Source organism: Nostoc sp. NMS9 (assembly GCF_017114995.1).
GTDB lineage: Bacteria > Cyanobacteriota > Cyanobacteriia > Cyanobacteriales > Nostocaceae > Nostoc.
In genome coordinates, this window is the sequence record NZ_JABXKL010000071.1 from 32,553 (window position 1) to 48,422 (window position 15,870).

The following is a 15,870-nucleotide window of genomic DNA, read 5'->3' on the forward strand; positions in this document are numbered from 1 at the left end:
TTGGTTGTACTGAATTCAGTTTTCTTTAAATTACTTCACCTGTGTATATGCTGCTGATTTCTTGGTTGACACCCAGTCATTTTGTCATACTAGGGTTACAAATAGTTTTTGCGATCGCTCACAGTGGAGGCGCTGCTTTACGCCCTTGGGCAGAAAAATATATTAGCCCAAGGTTTTATCGCATTCTCTTTGCATTAGTCAGCCTACCGTTGGCTGTGATATTAATTATTTACTTTTTTGGGCACCGCTATGATGGTTTGCAAATTTGGCAGGTACAAGGGGTGCCAGGAGTCCGAGAATTTGTTTGGCTGCTGTCAGCAATCTCGTTCTTGTTTTTATATCCTGCTACCTTCAATCTACTAGAAATTGCTGCTATTCAAAAGCCCCAAGTTCATCTCTTTGAAACAGGAATTATTCGGATTACCCGTCATCCCCAGATGGTAGGACAAATAATTTGGTGTGTTGCCCATACTCTCTGGCTGGGTACAACCTTTACCCTTGTGACTTCCATTGGATTGATATTGCATCACTGGTTTGGGGTTTGGCACGGGGATCGCCGCTTGAGCGATCGTTATGGGGAAGCTTTTGAAATTGCCAAACAGCGGACTTCAATTATTCCCTTTAAAGCAATTATTGACGGGCGTCAATCTCTCAAATGGCAGGAATTTCTCCGTCCTGCCTATTTGGGAGTTGCCATTTTTATAGCTTTGCTTTGGTGGTCACACCCTCTGTTACTGGAAGCAACTAGTAGGATAAGATGGTGACTTTAGACGATCCCCAGTGTCAGCAGAAAATCCGAAATAGATGGAAATTTCAGCTTATCAATTGCTCCAAATCAATGTAGGATAAATTCAAACATCTATCAGTGGGGGGTGCATTCAGTCAGCTTGAGATTTTATATTGGTAGTCGTTGGTCAGTTGCCTTTCCTTGAAAGAAAGTGGCAGATTCAGTCAAATCCGCAGGCGGCCATGGCAATCAGGAGTTTAACATCCCAAAAAGTCAACGCGACTTCTAAGGTGGCTTTTTTGTCAGAGACATATTAACGCGCTCAATTTTTGCTAATGATTCTGTGTCCTGAAATTTCTGTCCTGAAAGCATCTATCGGCAGTTACTGACTTGCCAATCCTCCACTGAAGCAGTGCTGAGTCCTGAGTCCTGAGTAAAAGTAAGCAACTTAGTATTCATTGCTTGGCAGTTAGTCCCAATCCCCGCTTTACTCTAAAAGAAAAAGAAACGAGTTCCTCACTCAATCCGCTAACTTTAGTTATGGACTTCTACTCAGCAACCAGAACTCGGAACTCAGCACTACTCAATTCAGTACTGATAGCTAGTTTGATATAAAAACCTTATAAACCAAGAGGCGTCATGGTGTTGTCGGTTAGTGAGCGGACATTTACTCAAGAAGTTTTAGAATCTCCTATTCCTGTTTTAGTTAACTTTGAAGCACCTTGGTGTGGCTTGTGTCGAGTTATCCACCCACTATTGTTGCAATTTCAAGCCCAGTGCGGGGATGAAATTAAATTAGTCGGGGTTAACGCCGATCAAAATTTTAAATTGTCTACTACCTATAGGCTAAAATCACTACCCACTTTACTATTGATTGAAAATGGCACTATTCGCCATCGCTTGGAATGCTTTCGCGGCAAAGAAGATTTACGTCTAGCTTTAGAAGAGATTAAAGCCAGCTACAGCAATTACCCCAAAATCTACAAAAGTTCAAAAACAGTGGACTTAGAGTATCGGTCAGCGTGATGGATATTGGGCATTGGGGAGCCAGTGCGTTGCGGAGGTTCCCGACGCTCGAGTACTCGCTAACGCTGCGCTATCCGTTGAAGCAACTGCCGTCATTGGGCATGGGGCAAATGACTAATGACAAATGACCAATGATTAATCACCAAATCTAAAACCATGCTTAATACCCCACCCAATCAGCCTTGGGTGGGTTATTTTATCCTAAAGGGTGTGTGTCACAATTATTAACAGTTTCGACACGCTAATCAAGAATTCTAAAAGTAGGCGTCAGTGATGGAAGTAATCTATCAGTATGCCTGGCTGATTCCGGTGTTCCCTCTTTTTGGGGCGATGCTGGTCGGTCTAGGGTTAATCTCGTTGAATCAGGTGACAAACCGCCTACGGCAGCTTAACGCTGTGGTGATTATCTCCATGATGGCAGCAGCTATGGGGCTGTCGTTTGCCTTGTTATGGAGTCAAATTCAAGGACATGCGCCTTATCTTCGCACCTTTGAGTGGGCGGCAGCAGGTAATTTTCACCTGAGCATGGGCTACACTATTGACCACCTGACAGCCCTAATGCTGGTGATTGTAACAACGGTAGCCTGTTTAGTCATGGTTTACACCGATGGCTACATGGCTCACGATCCCGGTTACGTGAGGTTTTACGCCTATCTCAGTTTGTTTGGCTCCTCAATGTTAGGTCTGGTGGTCAGCCCCAACCTAGTACAGATTTATATATTCTGGGAACTGGTCGGGATGTGTTCCTACTTGCTGGTCGGCTTTTGGTACGATCGCAAGTCAGCAGCCGATGCCGCGCAAAAAGCATTTGTGACTAACCGCGTAGGCGACTTTGGTTTGTTACTCGGCATTCTGGGGCTATTCTGGGCAACAGGAAGCTTTGATTTTAATATCATGGGCGATCGCCTCGCCCAACTCGTAGAATCAGGTTCTATCAGCAATTTTCTCGCTGTCCTGTTTGCGATTTTAGTTTTCTTAGGACCAGTTGCGAAATCAGCCCAATTCCCCCTCCATGTCTGGCTACCAGATGCAATGGAAGGCCCCACCCCCATTTCTGCCTTGATTCACGCGGCAACAATGGTGGCGGCGGGTGTTTTCCTCATTGCCCGGATGTACCCAGTATTTGAAGACGTTCCAGCCGCAATGAATGTCATTGCCTTTACTGGGGCGTTTACGGCGTTTTTGGGGGCAACCATTGCTATTACCCAAAACGACATCAAAAAGGGCTTGGCTTACTCCACCATTTCCCAACTTGGTTACATGGTGATGGCAATGGGAATAGGTTCCTACAGTGCTGGACTATTCCACTTGATGACCCACGCCTATTTCAAGGCGATGCTGTTCTTGGGTTCGGGTTCAGTAATTCATGGTATGGAAGGTGTTGTTGGACACGACCCAGCCTTAGCCCAAGATATGCGCTTGATGGGTGGACTGCGAAAGTATATGCCCGTCACAGCAACTACCTTTTTGATTGGTTGCTTGGCAATTTCTGGTATCCCGCCTTTTGCTGGTTTCTGGTCAAAAGATGAAATTCTAGGGAAGGCTTTTGAGGCTAATCCACTTCTCTGGTTCATCGGCTGGCTAACTGCCGGTATTACTGCTTTCTATATGTTTAGAATGTATTTCTCGACATTTGAAGGCAAATTCCGGGGTACTGACGAGAAAATCAAGGAAAAACTCAAGAAGGCGGCGACAATTGTTCTGGAGTTAGAGTCAGAAGAACTAGCCCCGAATTTTGGGCCTGGGGCAATGAAGAAAGGAGAATTGGCTGCCACTGGTGAACACCATGACTCCCATGACTCTCATGACTCCCACGCGCATCACAGCGACTCGCCTCACGAATCGCCTTGGACAATGACTCTGCCATTAGTATTTTTGGCTGTGCCTTCGATTTTCATTGGTTTGGTGGGAACTCCCTACGCCAATTATTTTGAAGAGTTTATCTTTCCTCCTAGCGAAACTCTCACCGAAGTTCTAGAAAAGGCTTCCGAGTTCAATCCGACGGAATTCTACATTATGGCGGGTGCCTCAGTGGGAATTTCCTTGGTTGCGATTACCTTAGCTTCGCTGATGTACTTGCGCCGTAAAATTGACCCGGCTGCGATCGCTGCTAAAATCCAACCACTTTACGAGTTATCCCTCAACAAGTGGTACTTTGATGACATTTACCATCGGGTTTTTGTCCTCGGCTTGCGTCGCCTAGCTAGACAAGTTATGGAAGTTGACTTCCGCGTTGTAGATGGTGCTGTTAACCTCACAGGCTTTTTCACCCTTGTTAGCGGTGAAGGTCTGAAGTACCTAGAAAACGGTCGCGCTCAATTCTATGCCTTGATTGTGTTTGGGGCTGTTTTGGGCTTAGTGATTGTTTTTGGTGTTACCTGATTTTAATAGGGGTGGGCAAATGTCCGCCCCTACATTATTTTTTGTCTCACGCAGAGGCGCAGAGTCCCAGAGAAGAATTGAGAGTTGCGCCTGAAAAGATAACAAGATTTTTTAATACAAGCCATGTACGTTTATTTGATCTAAAATTGCCATGTAACGTATAAAAATATTTATTATTGCATCTACGTATGTGGACACCCAATCAATCCATCAGTGATGGTAAATATATTATTCAAGATGTGTTGGGTGAAGTGGTTTTGCAGAAACGTTGAATGCTGATATAAAACTTTACATTGTTAGTTACACTAAGTCTCAAAAGCTTAAATTAGTCAGCAAAACATCATCTCCTCAAACTAATGAACATAGCTGATTTTCTGACACATACAAGATTGAAGATAGCGGAATTTATCTAATAGTGTATGTCCCGATTGTTCGGGAATAGATAAAAGCTGTAAAATCAGATAAGCTATCAAACTCACGTAAATTTGTATGGTAATACCATTGACGTTTTTGGTAATTAATTTGTCAAGTTTTAAGTGCATCTTTAAAAACTTCCACAAGAATTCAACTCCCCAACATAATCGATAAATATCCCTAATTTCATCATCAATAACTGCTGCATCTCCCGACTCTGGTAAATTAGTAACTAAGCGAAATTCAGTTTTAGTTTCTAAATCACAAAAATTAATGACTCTATAGGCTTGAGCATCATCAGATGCACCTACTTTGACTAATCCACTTGCATCCTCAAATTCTAGTTTCCAATTGTTTTTAATCCGCAAAACAAAGTAATTGTTTATTTTAAATTATGCTATCTCAACCAATTTCAACAGTTTTACCCCAAATACGCAAAAATTTAAAACAACTTTATGGAGAACAATTAGACAAACTAATTTTATTTGGTTCACAAGCCAGAGGAACAGCACAACCAGACTCAGATATTGATATTTTAATTGTCTTGAAAGATGTCTTTAACTATTCTCAAGAAAGTGAAAAAATAAGTCAAATTATTGCTGATTTATGTTTAGAATATAATGTTTTAATTAGTTGTGCTTTTGCTACTAGTGAACAACTAGAAAATTATAATAGTGGTTTCTTTCGTAATGTCAGACAAGATGGGTTATTAATATGACCCCTGAACAACAAAGACTCCTAGAAAAAGCGGAGAGAAGTTTGCAAGCCGCAGAAGAACTCAACCAAAAAGGTTTTGCTGAATTTGCAGCATCTCGTGGCTATTACGCGATGTTTTATATTGCTACCGCTTTTTTAGAAGGGGAAGGACTGGCTTACTCTAAACATTCAGCCGTAATTGCTGCTTTAGGAGAAAGATTTGCACGTCCACAACGAGTTCCTCGTGAATTTCATCGTTATTTAATTGATGCAGAAAGAACTCGTTTACGCGGTGACTATAATACTGATCCTAATATTACGCAAGCTGATGCCGATCAGATTATTCAAAGAACTATCGAAATTCTTAATTTTGCCAAAGCAAATACTGACTCTTTATCCTCTTGAACAAGCACAAAAAGAGCTTTATCATTTTTTTATCATTGTAGAAGAGTTGCAGACTTCATAAATTTTCATAGTTCATTGGTTTTGCAAGTCCTTCTGCAATCTCTCTTTTAGCAGATTGGGCAGATACAATCAGTTGTTGTTGAGTTTTCTTAAATGATTTATTCCATTTCAATTCATCTTGCAAATCTTCCAGGTACTCTCGAAGATGTTCTGCAACTCTTTCTTGCACTTCTTCAGATAAAGATTCCATCATCTTAATTACAGTAGCGATCGCTGAAGATGACATAATCAAATTTTCATTATCAACCTTACCTGTCTATTTTACTAAAAAAACTCAATCAAACCGCCTACTGTAGTCCCAAAGCTCTAAAGCCGGGAAAATGGCTTTCAATTTGTGCGATTATCATTATGGTTAGTTCTCCTGTCATCCTTTTTTTGCAGCAAATTGCTTTTTTCAACAACCACGCATATAGCATTGTGTATTTTTAGCGATGGGTTGGTCTACGCGATCGCACCACTAAACTATAATTTTACCGGCTTTTTTAGGGTAAATTGTTGACTTCACTGGGAGTATCACAACCCACATTCCGCACACCCAAAGGTCAAAAGAGACTCCCAACAGCAGAAATGGGGGATTGCCAATTTAATTAAATCAACCTAACGAGGAAGACGAAATCCCCAAAAAGCTGTTACTTAATAACTAGTGACTTTTTGCCAAACATGATTTTGATAGCAGACGAATTGTGATGAATACAGCTAATTTTCCGTGGCTGACGACGATTATTCTGTTGCCAATAGCCGCGTCGCTACTTCTTCCCATCATCCCTGACAAAGAAGGCAAAACAGTGCGCTGGTACTCCCTCGTCGTAGGGCTGATAGATTTTGCACTAATTGTTTACGCTTTTTATACTGGGTATGATTTCTCCAATCCAGATTTGCAGTTGGTGGAAAGTTACCCCTGGGTACCACAATTGGGTTTGAATTGGTCAGTAGGGGCTGATGGCTTGTCCATGCCCCTAATTATTTTGACTGGATTCATTACCACGCTGGCGATTTTAGCAGCTTGGCCTGTTACCTTCAAGCCCAAGCTATTTTACTTCTTGATTTTGGCAATGTATGGTGGTCAAATTGCCGTGTTCGCTGTCCAGGATATGCTGTTGTTTTTCCTGGTGTGGGAACTGGAACTGGTGCCGATATACTTTCTGCTGTCGATTTGGGGAGGCAAAAGGCGACAATACGCAGCGACCAAATTTATTTTATACACCGCTGGCGGTTCGCTGTTTATTTTGCTGTCTGCGCTGACAATGGGATTTTACGGCGATACGGTGACATTCGACATGCGATCGCTCGCCTTAAAAGATTTCGCCCTGAATTTCCAACTTGCCCTCTATGCTGGCTTCCTGATTGCCTACGCCGTCAAGTTGCCGATTATTCCGTTGCACACTTGGCTACCTGATGCCCACGGTGAAGCTACAGCCCCCGTACACATGTTATTAGCAGGTATTTTGCTGAAAATGGGCGGTTACGCCTTAATTCGGATGAATGCCCAAATGCTCCCCGATGCCCACGCTTTCTTTGCGCCAGTATTGGTAGTTTTGGGGGTAGTTAATATCATCTACGCTGCCTTGACATCCTTTGCCCAGCGCAACCTAAAGCGAAAAATTGCCTACTCCTCAATTTCTCACATGGGCTTTGTAATGATTGGTATCGCCTCCTTCACCGATTTGGGATTGAGTGGGGCAGTATTGCAAATGGTTTCCCACGGATTAATTGGGGCGAGTTTGTTCTTCCTTGTAGGGGCAACTTATGACCGGACACACACCCTGATGTTGGATGAAATGGGCGGTGTTGCGAAGAGAATGCCGAAGATTTTCGCGATGTTCACCACCTGTTCAATGGCTTCTTTGGCATTGCCAGGGATGAGCGGTTTCGTGGCAGAATTGATGGTATTTGTGGGCTTTGCTACTAGTGATGCTTATAGCTCTACCTTCAAAGTGATCGTGGTGTTCTTGATGGCAGTGGGAGTGATTTTAACTCCAATTTATCTGCTGTCGATGTTGCGAGAAATTTTCTACGGTAAAGAGAACGAGGAATTAGTTTCTCACCAAGCTTTGATAGATGCCGAACCCCGTGAAGTATTTATCATTGCCTGTTTGTTAATTCCAATTATTGGTATTGGTTTCTATCCAAAATTGCTGACTCAGATGTACGACGCTACAACTGTACAATTGACCGCAAGATTGCGTGATTCCGTGCCGACATTAGCACAGCAAAAAGACGATGCACTAAAGGTTTCTTTGAGTGCGCCTCAAATCGCTAATTAAGTTGCGATCGCTAGTTTAGTTTAAATATTGATTACTTTGAGGGCGGGTTTTGTACCTGCCCTTTTTGTTACTCATTTGTAACGTTTGATTCGTTAAAGTAAAAAATAAATCATCGAACTGAGTTAAAAAATTTTGTATTGGTAAATGATGAGATGTATTTTTTACAATTCTGATAACAATAGATTTTAAGCTGATTGATTTGTTTGCAACCAGTTAAGTAAATCTTCCATAGCAGTAAAATCTAACAAAGCTTCGCCAAGGGTTTCTAATTGATTTAAAGAAAGAGATTGGATGCGTTTTTGTAATTCTGGTGATAATTCTCCCACTCGTCTTTGTAGTAACCTTAAAATAAGTCGTTGTTCACCTTCTTGTTTTCCGCGCTCATAGCCAATGCGCTCAACTGTAGTTACATATCTCATAGTCCGCTCCTGCTCAAATTGTTTAAACTCTTCCCAAAACTGATTTTCCAATGCCTTTGGTAATATCATAACCCAATCGATAAATCGATACAGGTTGCGAATATCTTGCTCATCTAAGCCCAAATCATATAGTCTGCGAATTAAGCTAAATTTCCATATTTTGCGTTGTTCGGGTGATGAGCGTGTCTGCTACGTTTTCAAATGCGCCATGACGACAGTTGCAAATGGATTATCACTATTTTCTAACTCGTAAAATCGATTTTCGTAATCCAAAAGTTCAAGTTGCGTAACTCAGTACGAATTACAATCTGGCTGGGGTTAGCTTCTATGTCCTCAAGAGTTCGCTGACTGTTATAACTATCCAGAGCGTCAATCGCATTACTGATGAGATTCATAAATACCTGATTTAGTTGTCCGGCATAGCACTCTACTAAAGGGATATCACCATATTCCTTGACTATTTCAATTCCGGCATTTCCAGGCGTTTGTTTGAAGCGATTTTGTAAAATCAGTAGTGTGCTATCAATACCTTCATGAATGTTGACAGGCTTCATATCCGCTTCGTCAAGTCGAGAAAAATTCCGCAAGGATAGAACTATTTCACGAATGCGATTAGCTCCCATTTTCATTGAAATTAATATTTTAGGTAAATCCTCAGCCATAAAGTCAAGGTCGATCGCTTCGATATGAGCTTCTACTTCAGGTGTTGAATGAACATTAGATTTTTGATAAAGTTCTACCAGTTCCAATAAGCCTAGTGTATATTCACTTACATAGGTCAAGTTGCCGTAGATAAAGTTAACTGGGTTATTGATTTCATCAGCTACACCAGCCACTAATTGACCTAAGCTTGACATTTTTTCGGTCTGAATCAGTTGGGCTTGGGTTTCTTTGAGATTGTGTAGAACTTGGTTGAGTTGTTCTGCCTGAGTAGTAGCAGCAGCAGTAGCAGCGCGACTTTGATTATACAATTGGGCTTGGTCAATGGCGATCGCTAACTGGTCAGCCACACCTCGAATAATTTCCACCTCATCATCACTCCAAGGGCGAAGCGCTCTACTATGTTCGCAGACAATCACACCCAAGCAACCCGACTGAGTTTGAAGCGAAACTGTTAGTAGTGACTTAAAGCCCAATGTCACTAGTAAATTCCGACTCTTGAAATCAAGCCACGAATCGGTCGCAATGTCATCAAAACAAAGTAAATTCCCCTGCATAACAGCTTCACTCAGGGCTTCCACATTCTGGATAGGAGAACAGCCTAAAGGTTCTGTTAAGTCGGGAGCACAAGCTTGCTGACTCAATTCCAAGCTAGTAGATTCATCTTCTTGATGACACCAAAAAAATTGGCATCGATCGATTTGTAGCAATTCCCGAACTTCAACCACTACTGTACTCAAAATCGTATTTAGATCCAGCGAGTTGCGAATTTGACTAGATAGACGAGTTTTAAGAATTTTCTCCCGCTCAACTAGCTTTAGCAATTCGACTTCAGATTGCCTTAACTCTAGCTGGGCCATATTACGATTGACACTAGCTCTTGCTAGTAGCCAAGAACCAATGCCAATTAATCCTACTAACCCAGCATATAGCAGTAGCAATTGACTCAAAAATCGGGCTGAAAATTAGCTAATTTCCAGCTGCGCCACGTTTTCTGAGTCAAGGTTGAGAGAAGACTTTTTCTCCTGATAGGTATAGGTAATCAGCCCAGCTACCAAATTCACCATGAAATTGAATACTCTGCGACTTCTGGAATGTTCTAGTTGAACAATGTTCCGCCCTTTTTTGCTATTGTCAGTTAGATACTCTGGTAGTCAGTACCGAAAATCCACGAATTTAATCAAAAGATTTTACAATTCTAAGTACTTTGTTACTGAGAAGCGAGAGACAACGCGATGTCTACGCTAAAAATGGCTTTTCATTCTTGCCATGCGATCGCACATCAATAGATTACTTACAATTTATCTAGAATAAGATGTGGCAAAACCGCTCATGTTAAACTACAATCCACTCCATTGTTTGCCATCTTCCGAAGAATTACCCGACTCAGATGATACCGCTGTGGATAATGAACTCCAAAATTTAATTCCCGGCTTGCTGACAACGACACTGGCTTTGGTTTGGTGCGATCGCTGGGATTGGTTCTTTGGTGTTAATATGGGTATTTATTATCACCCTGACAAACCAGCTATTGTCCCTGAAGGGTTTCTCAGTTTAGGAGTCAAACGCTTCATTGATGAAGATTTACGCCTAAGTTATGTGCTGTGGGAAGAAAATAAACTGCCAATTTTAGCGCTAGAAGTTGTTTCTCAAATATATCGGGAAGAATATAACATCAAGAAAGAATTTTATGCCAAAGAATTAGGAATTTTGTACTACGTTGTGTATAGTCCCCTGCGGCGTAAAAAGACGCCTTTGGAAGTGTATCACCTAGTTGATGGGGAATATATCTTAATGTCAGGAAATCCCGTTTGGCTACCAGAAATTGGTTTAGGAATTGGGCGAGAACGAGGAATTTATCAAGGTATAGTGCGGGAGTGGCTGTACTGGTATGACGAAGAAGGGCAAAGATTGCTGACACCAGAAGAACGCATCAGGGAAGCGGAAGAACGCACAGCTTTTGAAGAACAGCGACGTGTGGAAGCAGAACAACAAGTGAAAATGTTAATTGAAAAGTTGAATGCGCTAGGTGTCGATCCAGAAACTTTGTTATAGATTCACCAGATTTTGCAATTTTTGCTGCCTTAATGTTAATTAGCTTCCTGGCTAGGGAATTATATCTATAAAGCAACTCATAGCTTGACGGTACAAATCGTAAAGGCTGGTTGCTCAATAAATATATGTACCAAAACCTACATTAAAAATATGGAAGTTAAATTAGGATTTGGAGCAGTCCCAAGACCTCAATATGTTTTTGTCAAAAAAGACAATGATCACTGCTGGTATATGCTCTCAGAAAATGAGCAAAAAATCCCTATTTATGACAAAGCCTTGACTGGGGTGATAACCGAAATCAAAATTGATAGACAAGTTGAAACTGCCTTTGGAAAAGTTGGAAAAATAGATTTATCTATTTTGGCAGACAAACCTTATATCGTCCGCTCAGGAAAAGACTCTTACTTTTCTAAAAGCTTGTTGCTGTCTTTGGATGCTCTTACTTCTGAACAACTGCGTAATCCACTTACTATTAGCGTCAGCCCAGGAGATAGTAATGTAGTTTTTTGTAATATTTACGAGCCAGTCACTTATTGCTCTGTAGGTGTTAGTTGGGATGGACATAATGAAATTGATTGGCAAACTCTAGGGCAAAAAGTCAGTTTAAAAATTAATAGAATTCAAGATTTAAATCAAGAGCCAATACAAATATCTGCTAAAACAACGGCTTCAGAAATTCATGCAGTTTTGATAGCTCAAAGTGACACATATTTAGCCCAGTTAAATTGGACTCCAGAGCAGGGAAGGGAATATTTGCAGCAGAGATATGGCAAGCGATCGCGCTCACAACTCACTGATACAGAAATTCTGGACTTTATTGATTACCTAAAGCTACAACTAACCCAAAACTGCTCAACTTAGCTGCGCACTCAACAAGAAAAAGATTGACAACTGCATTCATCACAGTATCAAATTTATACCTTCTGAATGTTCATTAATTAGTATTTCTGGGAAATTTAAGTATAAGGTGATGCCTTGTTTTGATGGCGAATCCGTAGACAAGTATTAACCAAATACTAATCACAATCAGGAGATTTCATGATTCCACTGATTTTGGGTGCTATTGCTTTAGGAACTGCTGCTTTCGGAGCAGTGAAAGGCGCTGAGGGTGTTGGCAATATGAATGAGGCAAAAGAAATTGGTAAACGTGCCGAAAACCGTCATTTAGATGCAGTCAGTGAGTTGAAAAAAGTGAGTTGAAAAAAGAGTGGGAGACAACTAACAAGCTTGCAGAAGAGTATGGTCAACTTCAGCTTGATGTGATGATGAGTACAATTGGGCGCTTTGTTGACTTCATAGAACGAAATATCGGTAAAGCAAAACAAAGCGAGAAGGAGTTTTTAGAAGGGCTGGAAGGAATTTCAGTTCAGCAGATTAAAGAGTATAAAGCTGCCACAGTAGAAGCTGAACAGTTTTTCAAAGGTGGCACTAAAGCAATTGGGGCAGCAGCAGCAGGATATGGTGGTGCAATGAGTCTTGCTACTTCTGTAGGAGTAGCCAGTACTGGGACATTTATAGGAGGACTTAGCGGTGCAGCAGCCTGGAATGCAACTCTAGCATGGCTAGGTGGTGGCTCATTAGCTGCCGGTGGTGGAGGTATGGCTCTTGGTTCTCTTGTGTTAGGTGGTATCACTGTTGGGCCGGCTGTATTAATTGGAGGCTTTGTGCTTGCTGGTGAAGGCGAGAAAGCGTTGACAAAGGCACGGGAGTATGAGGCTGAAGTCAACACTGCGATCGCTAAAATTGAAGCAGCAAAAGACTTTATGCAACAAGTAAGACGGCGGATTACTGAGTTACAGAGTGTATTTGAATGTCTGAATAAATCTGCTATTTTAGGTCTTCAAGAACTTGAATCTTTACCATCATTCGACAAAAACAGGGACGCTAGTAAGTTTCAAAAAGTCGCACTTTTTGTTAAAGCACTTGCAGAAATCATGAAAACTCCTGTTTTAGATAGTGAAGGGCAGTTGAATCCTGTTACTGCGACTATACAAGCCAAATATCGGACTTTGGGAGGGAATTAGAAATGTCGGCCAAAAAAGTTACCACAGTAGTCAAGGAATTTATCAATCCTGCTGAATGCTTACAGCAAATGGTTTCAGCTTATAGTGAATATAAAATAATTGCCGAACAAGAACAGACAAAGAGACGAGATATTGATGCTTGGGAAAAAGAAACAATTACCAAGATTAACGCCCAACGAGAGTTGTTGATCGCATATCTAGATCGCTCTTTTGATGAACGTGCAGAAAACTTTCGCGCTTTGTTTGCTGTCGTTGATAATGCGATCGCATCCGGCAATAATGACCAATTAGCTCTTACGTTAAACTCAATCACAGAAATTGCTAAATCAAGCCCTTTCAAAGACCTTGCAAATTTAGCTTCTGTTCGCGCTGCCCTAGATCATCCAGATCACGAATGGACATTTTAATTTTATAACAGCGCGAACGCTCTGTTAAAATATTTCAAAAAAGCCTGCGTTTGCAAGCTTTTTTTATGTAGTGTGACGCTTACAAGCGCTCTGAAATAAGAGCGATCGCCGTTACCCACACAGCCACAAATACAGTTATCAAAGCGACAAGTTCAGGCATCGTCGTCTCTGAACCCAGTTGCGACGACTCCCATGCTCACTATAGCTCTGGCCAATCCATGACCAACTTTCGAGTTCCCGTCCGTGCTGACGACATCACGTCGTCGATCAACCGCGTTAGGCGCACTGCATGATGAAAATCGGGAACAGTCGAGGTTCCCCGGAGAATGTCATCACGAAGGGCTGCATAAACTCCTGCGACGTTGGCAGCCATGTCCGGCATCGAAGCAGCTTCGCCCTCATCCACATGCTGTGACTCGTCATTGAGCGAAAGGCGCAGGCGACCGGACTGGAAGCCTCTGAGTGCGCCGCCATCTAGCGCAACTTCACCGTTCTCACCGCTCACCTCCAGGCGGAACGGTGTCTTTTCAGGCGGACGACCCCCCGCCACCTCAATCGACAGCGCCCCACTACCAGCAAGATGCGCCTGCATGAGAAGGTGGTCGGGGATCGATCGCACCTGCCGCGTCGAGTCGTCGCCGACCTGGATTTCGGGGTACTGGGTCGTGGTCAGCGCGGTCACGTCTTCGATCTGGCCAAGCACCGCGATGGCGAGATCGAAGACGTGACCACCGTGGATAGTTACGAGGGTGGCACCGTTCTCGGCGTTCTCCAGGTAGGAATCCGCCGCCGCTACTCTCGGACTGAAAGCGCCAGTGCCGGAGTAGATCCGGGCACTGAGCAAACGCCCGATCGCACCGGACGCGACCAAATCGCGGGCGCGATGCGCGGCGGGGTTCATCCGCGTCTGAAGCCCGATCGCCGCGTGGACTTTTGCAGCGTGAGCGGCGGCTGCCATTTCCTCGGCTTCGGCAATGTCGCGACCCAGTGGCCACTCGCAGTAAACGTGCTTGCCCGCCGCAATAGCGCTTAAGACCAGTTCACGGTGATTGGGAACCCTGATGCAAACCGCCACGAGGTCAACGTCCGGATCTCGGATCAGGTCATCTGCTTTGCCATAGGCTGCCTTCGCGCCGAAGGCTTTGGCGGCAGCATCAGCCGTTGACTGTCTGCTCGTTGCCACAGCCGCCAATTCTAACCCTGCCAGCTTCTGGACTGCGGGGATATGCGACTCTTTCGCCCATCCGCGATCGACGCTGGCACCGATAATTCCGATACGTAAAGGTTTTGTCATAGTGCTATCCTCTTGGTGCTTATTGCCTAGCAAGCCTCAGCTTTTGTCGTGTGAGCCTCCGCTCTTGAGAAATCCCTAGAGCGATCATCAGGTCGGTTCGTTGAAAAACTGTCCTAAGATGCCCAAACCTTGCCGAGTTAAATAATCCGTGCTGTCCGCAGTCGGTTTGTCATAAAACTTGCATCCCACACTCTGCGCTTGTTACTTCGTCGCAGGTTCGGTATTAATCAACCTAATTAATAATTCACATTAGACGTAATTTTACAAGTACTTCTGCCCTAGTTGGACTGGGCTGTGGCTGCTCTACTAAATGCAGGTTTTCGATGCCGAAACCATGCCAGCGATGCGATCGCAATAGTTGGGCTGTCTGTTCAATCTACAAATTAAAATCTGCTTTATAAGCTGCGCTCATAGCCGTTCTCGATCTGCTGAATGTACTCACGCAAGATATCGTTAATCAAAGTTTGGTAATTTCCCCCACCTGCTGCGTGAACTTGGTCACGAAACCATGCTAGTACTTCATCATCTAGGCGAATTGTAATTCTAGTTTTACCTGTTGGTGTTGATTCAATCGCTCCCCGCTTGCCCTGGCTAAAATCATACTCAGCTTCCATAATTTCCAAATCTAATAGAGTGTCAAAACTCCCAAATCTGGATTTTGGTCAAAAGCTTGGATATCCTCTAGATGCGATCGCAAATTCTTTGCGTACCTCTGCGCCCCTACCCTGCGGGAAGGCAAAGCGCCTATGCGTTTAAATTTCAACCCTCCATTCACCACGATTTTACGCAAAGCTATACTAAGCCTATGAGAAAACGATGCTGAGAATTTAGGTACATATCAGCCAGCCGCATAGCTTAGGCAAGCCAAAATATCCTCTTGTGTCAAATAAGGAAAGTCATCAAGCACTTCCTCGTAGCTCATGCCAGAGGCAAGATATGATAAAACATCGTATACAGTAATTCGCATTCCTCGAATACAAGGCTTACCACCTCGTTTTCCTGGTTCGATTGTAATAATGTTTTGGTACTGCACAGCT

General features: G+C 43.0%; 17 protein-coding genes and 2 pseudogenes. 11 read left to right on the plus strand and 8 right to left on the minus strand.

What is annotated here, in order from left to right:
- Positions 1-47 precede the first annotated feature (47 nt).
- The 3 genes from HWQ40_RS20975 (at position 48) to HWQ40_RS20985 (ending at position 4,135) form a co-directional block, all read left to right on the plus strand.
- Positions 48-764, plus strand: a complete 717-nt coding sequence (locus HWQ40_RS20975; RefSeq protein ID WP_292781284.1) for an NnrU family protein — start codon at positions 48-50, stop codon at positions 762-764.
- A 602-nt stretch (positions 765-1,366) separates the two neighbouring features.
- On the plus strand, positions 1,367-1,753 hold the full coding sequence (locus tag HWQ40_RS20980; protein WP_292781287.1) for a thioredoxin domain-containing protein: 387 nt from the start codon (positions 1,367-1,369) through the stop codon (positions 1,751-1,753).
- 273 nt (positions 1,754-2,026) lie between these two features.
- Positions 2,027-4,135: an NAD(P)H-quinone oxidoreductase subunit 5 gene (locus HWQ40_RS20985; protein ID WP_292781654.1), complete on the plus strand. Its 2,109-nt coding sequence runs from the start codon at positions 2,027-2,029 to the stop codon at positions 4,133-4,135.
- A 353-nt stretch (positions 4,136-4,488) separates the two neighbouring features.
- On the opposite strand, the pseudogene HWQ40_RS20990 reads toward HWQ40_RS20985, so the two are convergent.
- A pseudogene (locus HWQ40_RS20990) lies at positions 4,489-4,926 on the minus strand (IS4 family transposase); the annotation flags it as partial.
- 17 nt (positions 4,927-4,943) lie between these two features.
- Here HWQ40_RS20990 and HWQ40_RS20995 point away from each other — a divergent pair.
- Positions 4,944-5,267: a nucleotidyltransferase domain-containing protein gene (locus tag HWQ40_RS20995; RefSeq protein WP_292781290.1), complete on the plus strand. Its 324-nt coding sequence runs from the start codon at positions 4,944-4,946 to the stop codon at positions 5,265-5,267.
- Positions 5,264-5,650, plus strand: a complete 387-nt coding sequence (locus tag HWQ40_RS21000) for a HEPN domain-containing protein (protein ID WP_292781293.1) — start codon at positions 5,264-5,266, stop codon at positions 5,648-5,650. The genes HWQ40_RS20995 and HWQ40_RS21000 overlap by 4 nt, the downstream gene beginning before the upstream one ends.
- 55 nt (positions 5,651-5,705) lie before the next feature.
- Here the strand turns inward: HWQ40_RS21000 and HWQ40_RS21005 are convergent, their stop codons facing one another.
- Positions 5,706-5,936: a hypothetical protein gene (locus HWQ40_RS21005; RefSeq protein WP_292781296.1), complete on the minus strand. Its 231-nt coding sequence runs from the start codon at positions 5,934-5,936 to the stop codon at positions 5,706-5,708.
- A 460-nt stretch (positions 5,937-6,396) separates the two neighbouring features.
- Between HWQ40_RS21005 and HWQ40_RS21010 the strand changes: the two genes are divergently transcribed.
- Entirely contained in the window at positions 6,397-7,974 is a 1,578-nt protein-coding gene (locus tag HWQ40_RS21010; protein ID WP_292781298.1) for an NAD(P)H-quinone oxidoreductase subunit 4, read from the plus strand.
- A gap of 185 nt (positions 7,975-8,159) precedes the next feature.
- Here HWQ40_RS21010 and HWQ40_RS21015 read toward each other — a convergent pair.
- Positions 8,160-8,675, minus strand: a pseudogene (locus HWQ40_RS21015) (DUF4351 domain-containing protein); the annotation flags it as partial.
- Positions 8,636-9,913 (minus strand): GAF domain-containing protein, encoded by a 1,278-nt coding sequence (locus tag HWQ40_RS21020; RefSeq protein WP_292781655.1) that lies wholly within the window; start codon positions 9,911-9,913, stop codon positions 8,636-8,638. The pseudogene HWQ40_RS21015 and the gene HWQ40_RS21020, both read right to left, overlap by 40 nt.
- Before the next feature lie 472 nt (positions 9,914-10,385).
- Here HWQ40_RS21020 and HWQ40_RS21025 point away from each other — a divergent pair, with 472 nt between their 5' ends.
- The 5 genes from HWQ40_RS21025 to HWQ40_RS21045 all read left to right on the plus strand — a co-directional run bounded on the left by HWQ40_RS21025 (position 10,386) and on the right by HWQ40_RS21045 (position 13,539).
- Positions 10,386-11,108, plus strand: coding sequence for a Uma2 family endonuclease (locus tag HWQ40_RS21025; RefSeq protein WP_292781301.1), 723 nt, complete (start codon positions 10,386-10,388; stop codon positions 11,106-11,108).
- 150 nt (positions 11,109-11,258) lie between these two features.
- A complete protein-coding gene (locus tag HWQ40_RS21030; RefSeq protein ID WP_292781303.1) occupies positions 11,259-11,969 on the plus strand; it encodes a hypothetical protein in 711 nt (236 codons plus the stop codon).
- Positions 11,970-12,146: 177 nt separating this feature from the next.
- A complete protein-coding gene (locus tag HWQ40_RS21035; protein ID WP_292781306.1) occupies positions 12,147-12,308 on the plus strand; it encodes a hypothetical protein in 162 nt (53 codons plus the stop codon).
- The gene (locus HWQ40_RS21040; RefSeq protein ID WP_292781310.1) at positions 12,305-13,132 is read left to right on the plus strand and encodes a hypothetical protein; all 828 of its coding nucleotides are present in this window, start codon (positions 12,305-12,307) and stop codon (positions 13,130-13,132) included. Before HWQ40_RS21035 ends, HWQ40_RS21040 begins: the two co-directional genes overlap by 4 nt.
- 2 nt (positions 13,133-13,134) lie before the next feature.
- Complete coding sequence (locus HWQ40_RS21045; protein WP_292781313.1) at positions 13,135-13,539, plus strand: hypothetical protein; 405 nt, start codon at positions 13,135-13,137, stop codon at positions 13,537-13,539.
- Between the two features lie 199 nt (positions 13,540-13,738).
- On the opposite strand, the gene HWQ40_RS21050 is transcribed toward HWQ40_RS21045, so the two are convergent.
- The 4 genes from HWQ40_RS21050 to HWQ40_RS21065 all read right to left on the minus strand — a co-directional run bounded on the left by HWQ40_RS21050 (position 13,739) and on the right by HWQ40_RS21065 (position 15,866).
- Positions 13,739-14,833, minus strand: a complete 1,095-nt coding sequence (locus HWQ40_RS21050) for a Gfo/Idh/MocA family oxidoreductase (protein ID WP_292781316.1) — start codon at positions 14,831-14,833, stop codon at positions 13,739-13,741.
- Between the two features lie 395 nt (positions 14,834-15,228).
- Positions 15,229-15,447, minus strand: a complete 219-nt coding sequence (locus tag HWQ40_RS21055; protein ID WP_292781319.1) for a BrnA antitoxin family protein — start codon at positions 15,445-15,447, stop codon at positions 15,229-15,231.
- Between the two features lie 11 nt (positions 15,448-15,458).
- The gene (locus tag HWQ40_RS21060; protein ID WP_292781321.1) at positions 15,459-15,596 is read right to left on the minus strand and encodes a hypothetical protein; all 138 of its coding nucleotides are present in this window, start codon (positions 15,594-15,596) and stop codon (positions 15,459-15,461) included.
- A 75-nt stretch (positions 15,597-15,671) separates the two neighbouring features.
- The gene (locus HWQ40_RS21065) at positions 15,672-15,866 is read right to left on the minus strand and encodes a DUF433 domain-containing protein (RefSeq protein ID WP_292781324.1); all 195 of its coding nucleotides are present in this window, start codon (positions 15,864-15,866) and stop codon (positions 15,672-15,674) included.
- Positions 15,867-15,870: the final 4 nt, after the last annotated feature.

Excerpts from the sequence above, each read along its gene's own strand:
- HWQ40_RS20985 (WP_292781654.1), top strand. The coding sequence starts at position 2,027 with ATGGAAGTAATCTATCAGTATGCCTGGCTGATTCCGGTGTTCCCTCTT.
- HWQ40_RS21030 (WP_292781303.1), top strand. The coding sequence starts at position 11,259 with ATGGAAGTTAAATTAGGATTTGGAGCAGTCCCAAGACCTCAATATGTT.
- HWQ40_RS20980 (WP_292781287.1), top strand. The coding sequence starts at position 1,367 with ATGGTGTTGTCGGTTAGTGAGCGGACATTTACTCAAGAAGTTTTAGAA.
- HWQ40_RS21005 (WP_292781296.1), bottom strand. The coding sequence starts at position 5,936 with ATGTCATCTTCAGCGATCGCTACTGTAATTAAGATGATGGAATCTTTA.
- HWQ40_RS20975 (WP_292781284.1), top strand. The coding sequence starts at position 48 with ATGCTGCTGATTTCTTGGTTGACACCCAGTCATTTTGTCATACTAGGG.
- HWQ40_RS21025 (WP_292781301.1), top strand. The coding sequence starts at position 10,386 with ATGTTAAACTACAATCCACTCCATTGTTTGCCATCTTCCGAAGAATTA.
- HWQ40_RS21050 (WP_292781316.1), bottom strand. The coding sequence starts at position 14,833 with ATGACAAAACCTTTACGTATCGGAATTATCGGTGCCAGCGTCGATCGC.
- HWQ40_RS21035 (WP_292781306.1), top strand. The coding sequence starts at position 12,147 with ATGATTCCACTGATTTTGGGTGCTATTGCTTTAGGAACTGCTGCTTTC.
- HWQ40_RS21045 (WP_292781313.1), top strand. The coding sequence starts at position 13,135 with ATGTCGGCCAAAAAAGTTACCACAGTAGTCAAGGAATTTATCAATCCT.
- HWQ40_RS21000 (WP_292781293.1), top strand. The coding sequence starts at position 5,264 with ATGACCCCTGAACAACAAAGACTCCTAGAAAAAGCGGAGAGAAGTTTG.
- HWQ40_RS21055 (WP_292781319.1), bottom strand. The coding sequence starts at position 15,447 with ATGGAAGCTGAGTATGATTTTAGCCAGGGCAAGCGGGGAGCGATTGAA.
- HWQ40_RS21010 (WP_292781298.1), top strand. The coding sequence starts at position 6,397 with ATGAATACAGCTAATTTTCCGTGGCTGACGACGATTATTCTGTTGCCA.
- HWQ40_RS21020 (WP_292781655.1), bottom strand. The coding sequence starts at position 9,913 with ATGGCCCAGCTAGAGTTAAGGCAATCTGAAGTCGAATTGCTAAAGCTA.
- HWQ40_RS20995 (WP_292781290.1), top strand. The coding sequence starts at position 4,944 with ATGCTATCTCAACCAATTTCAACAGTTTTACCCCAAATACGCAAAAAT.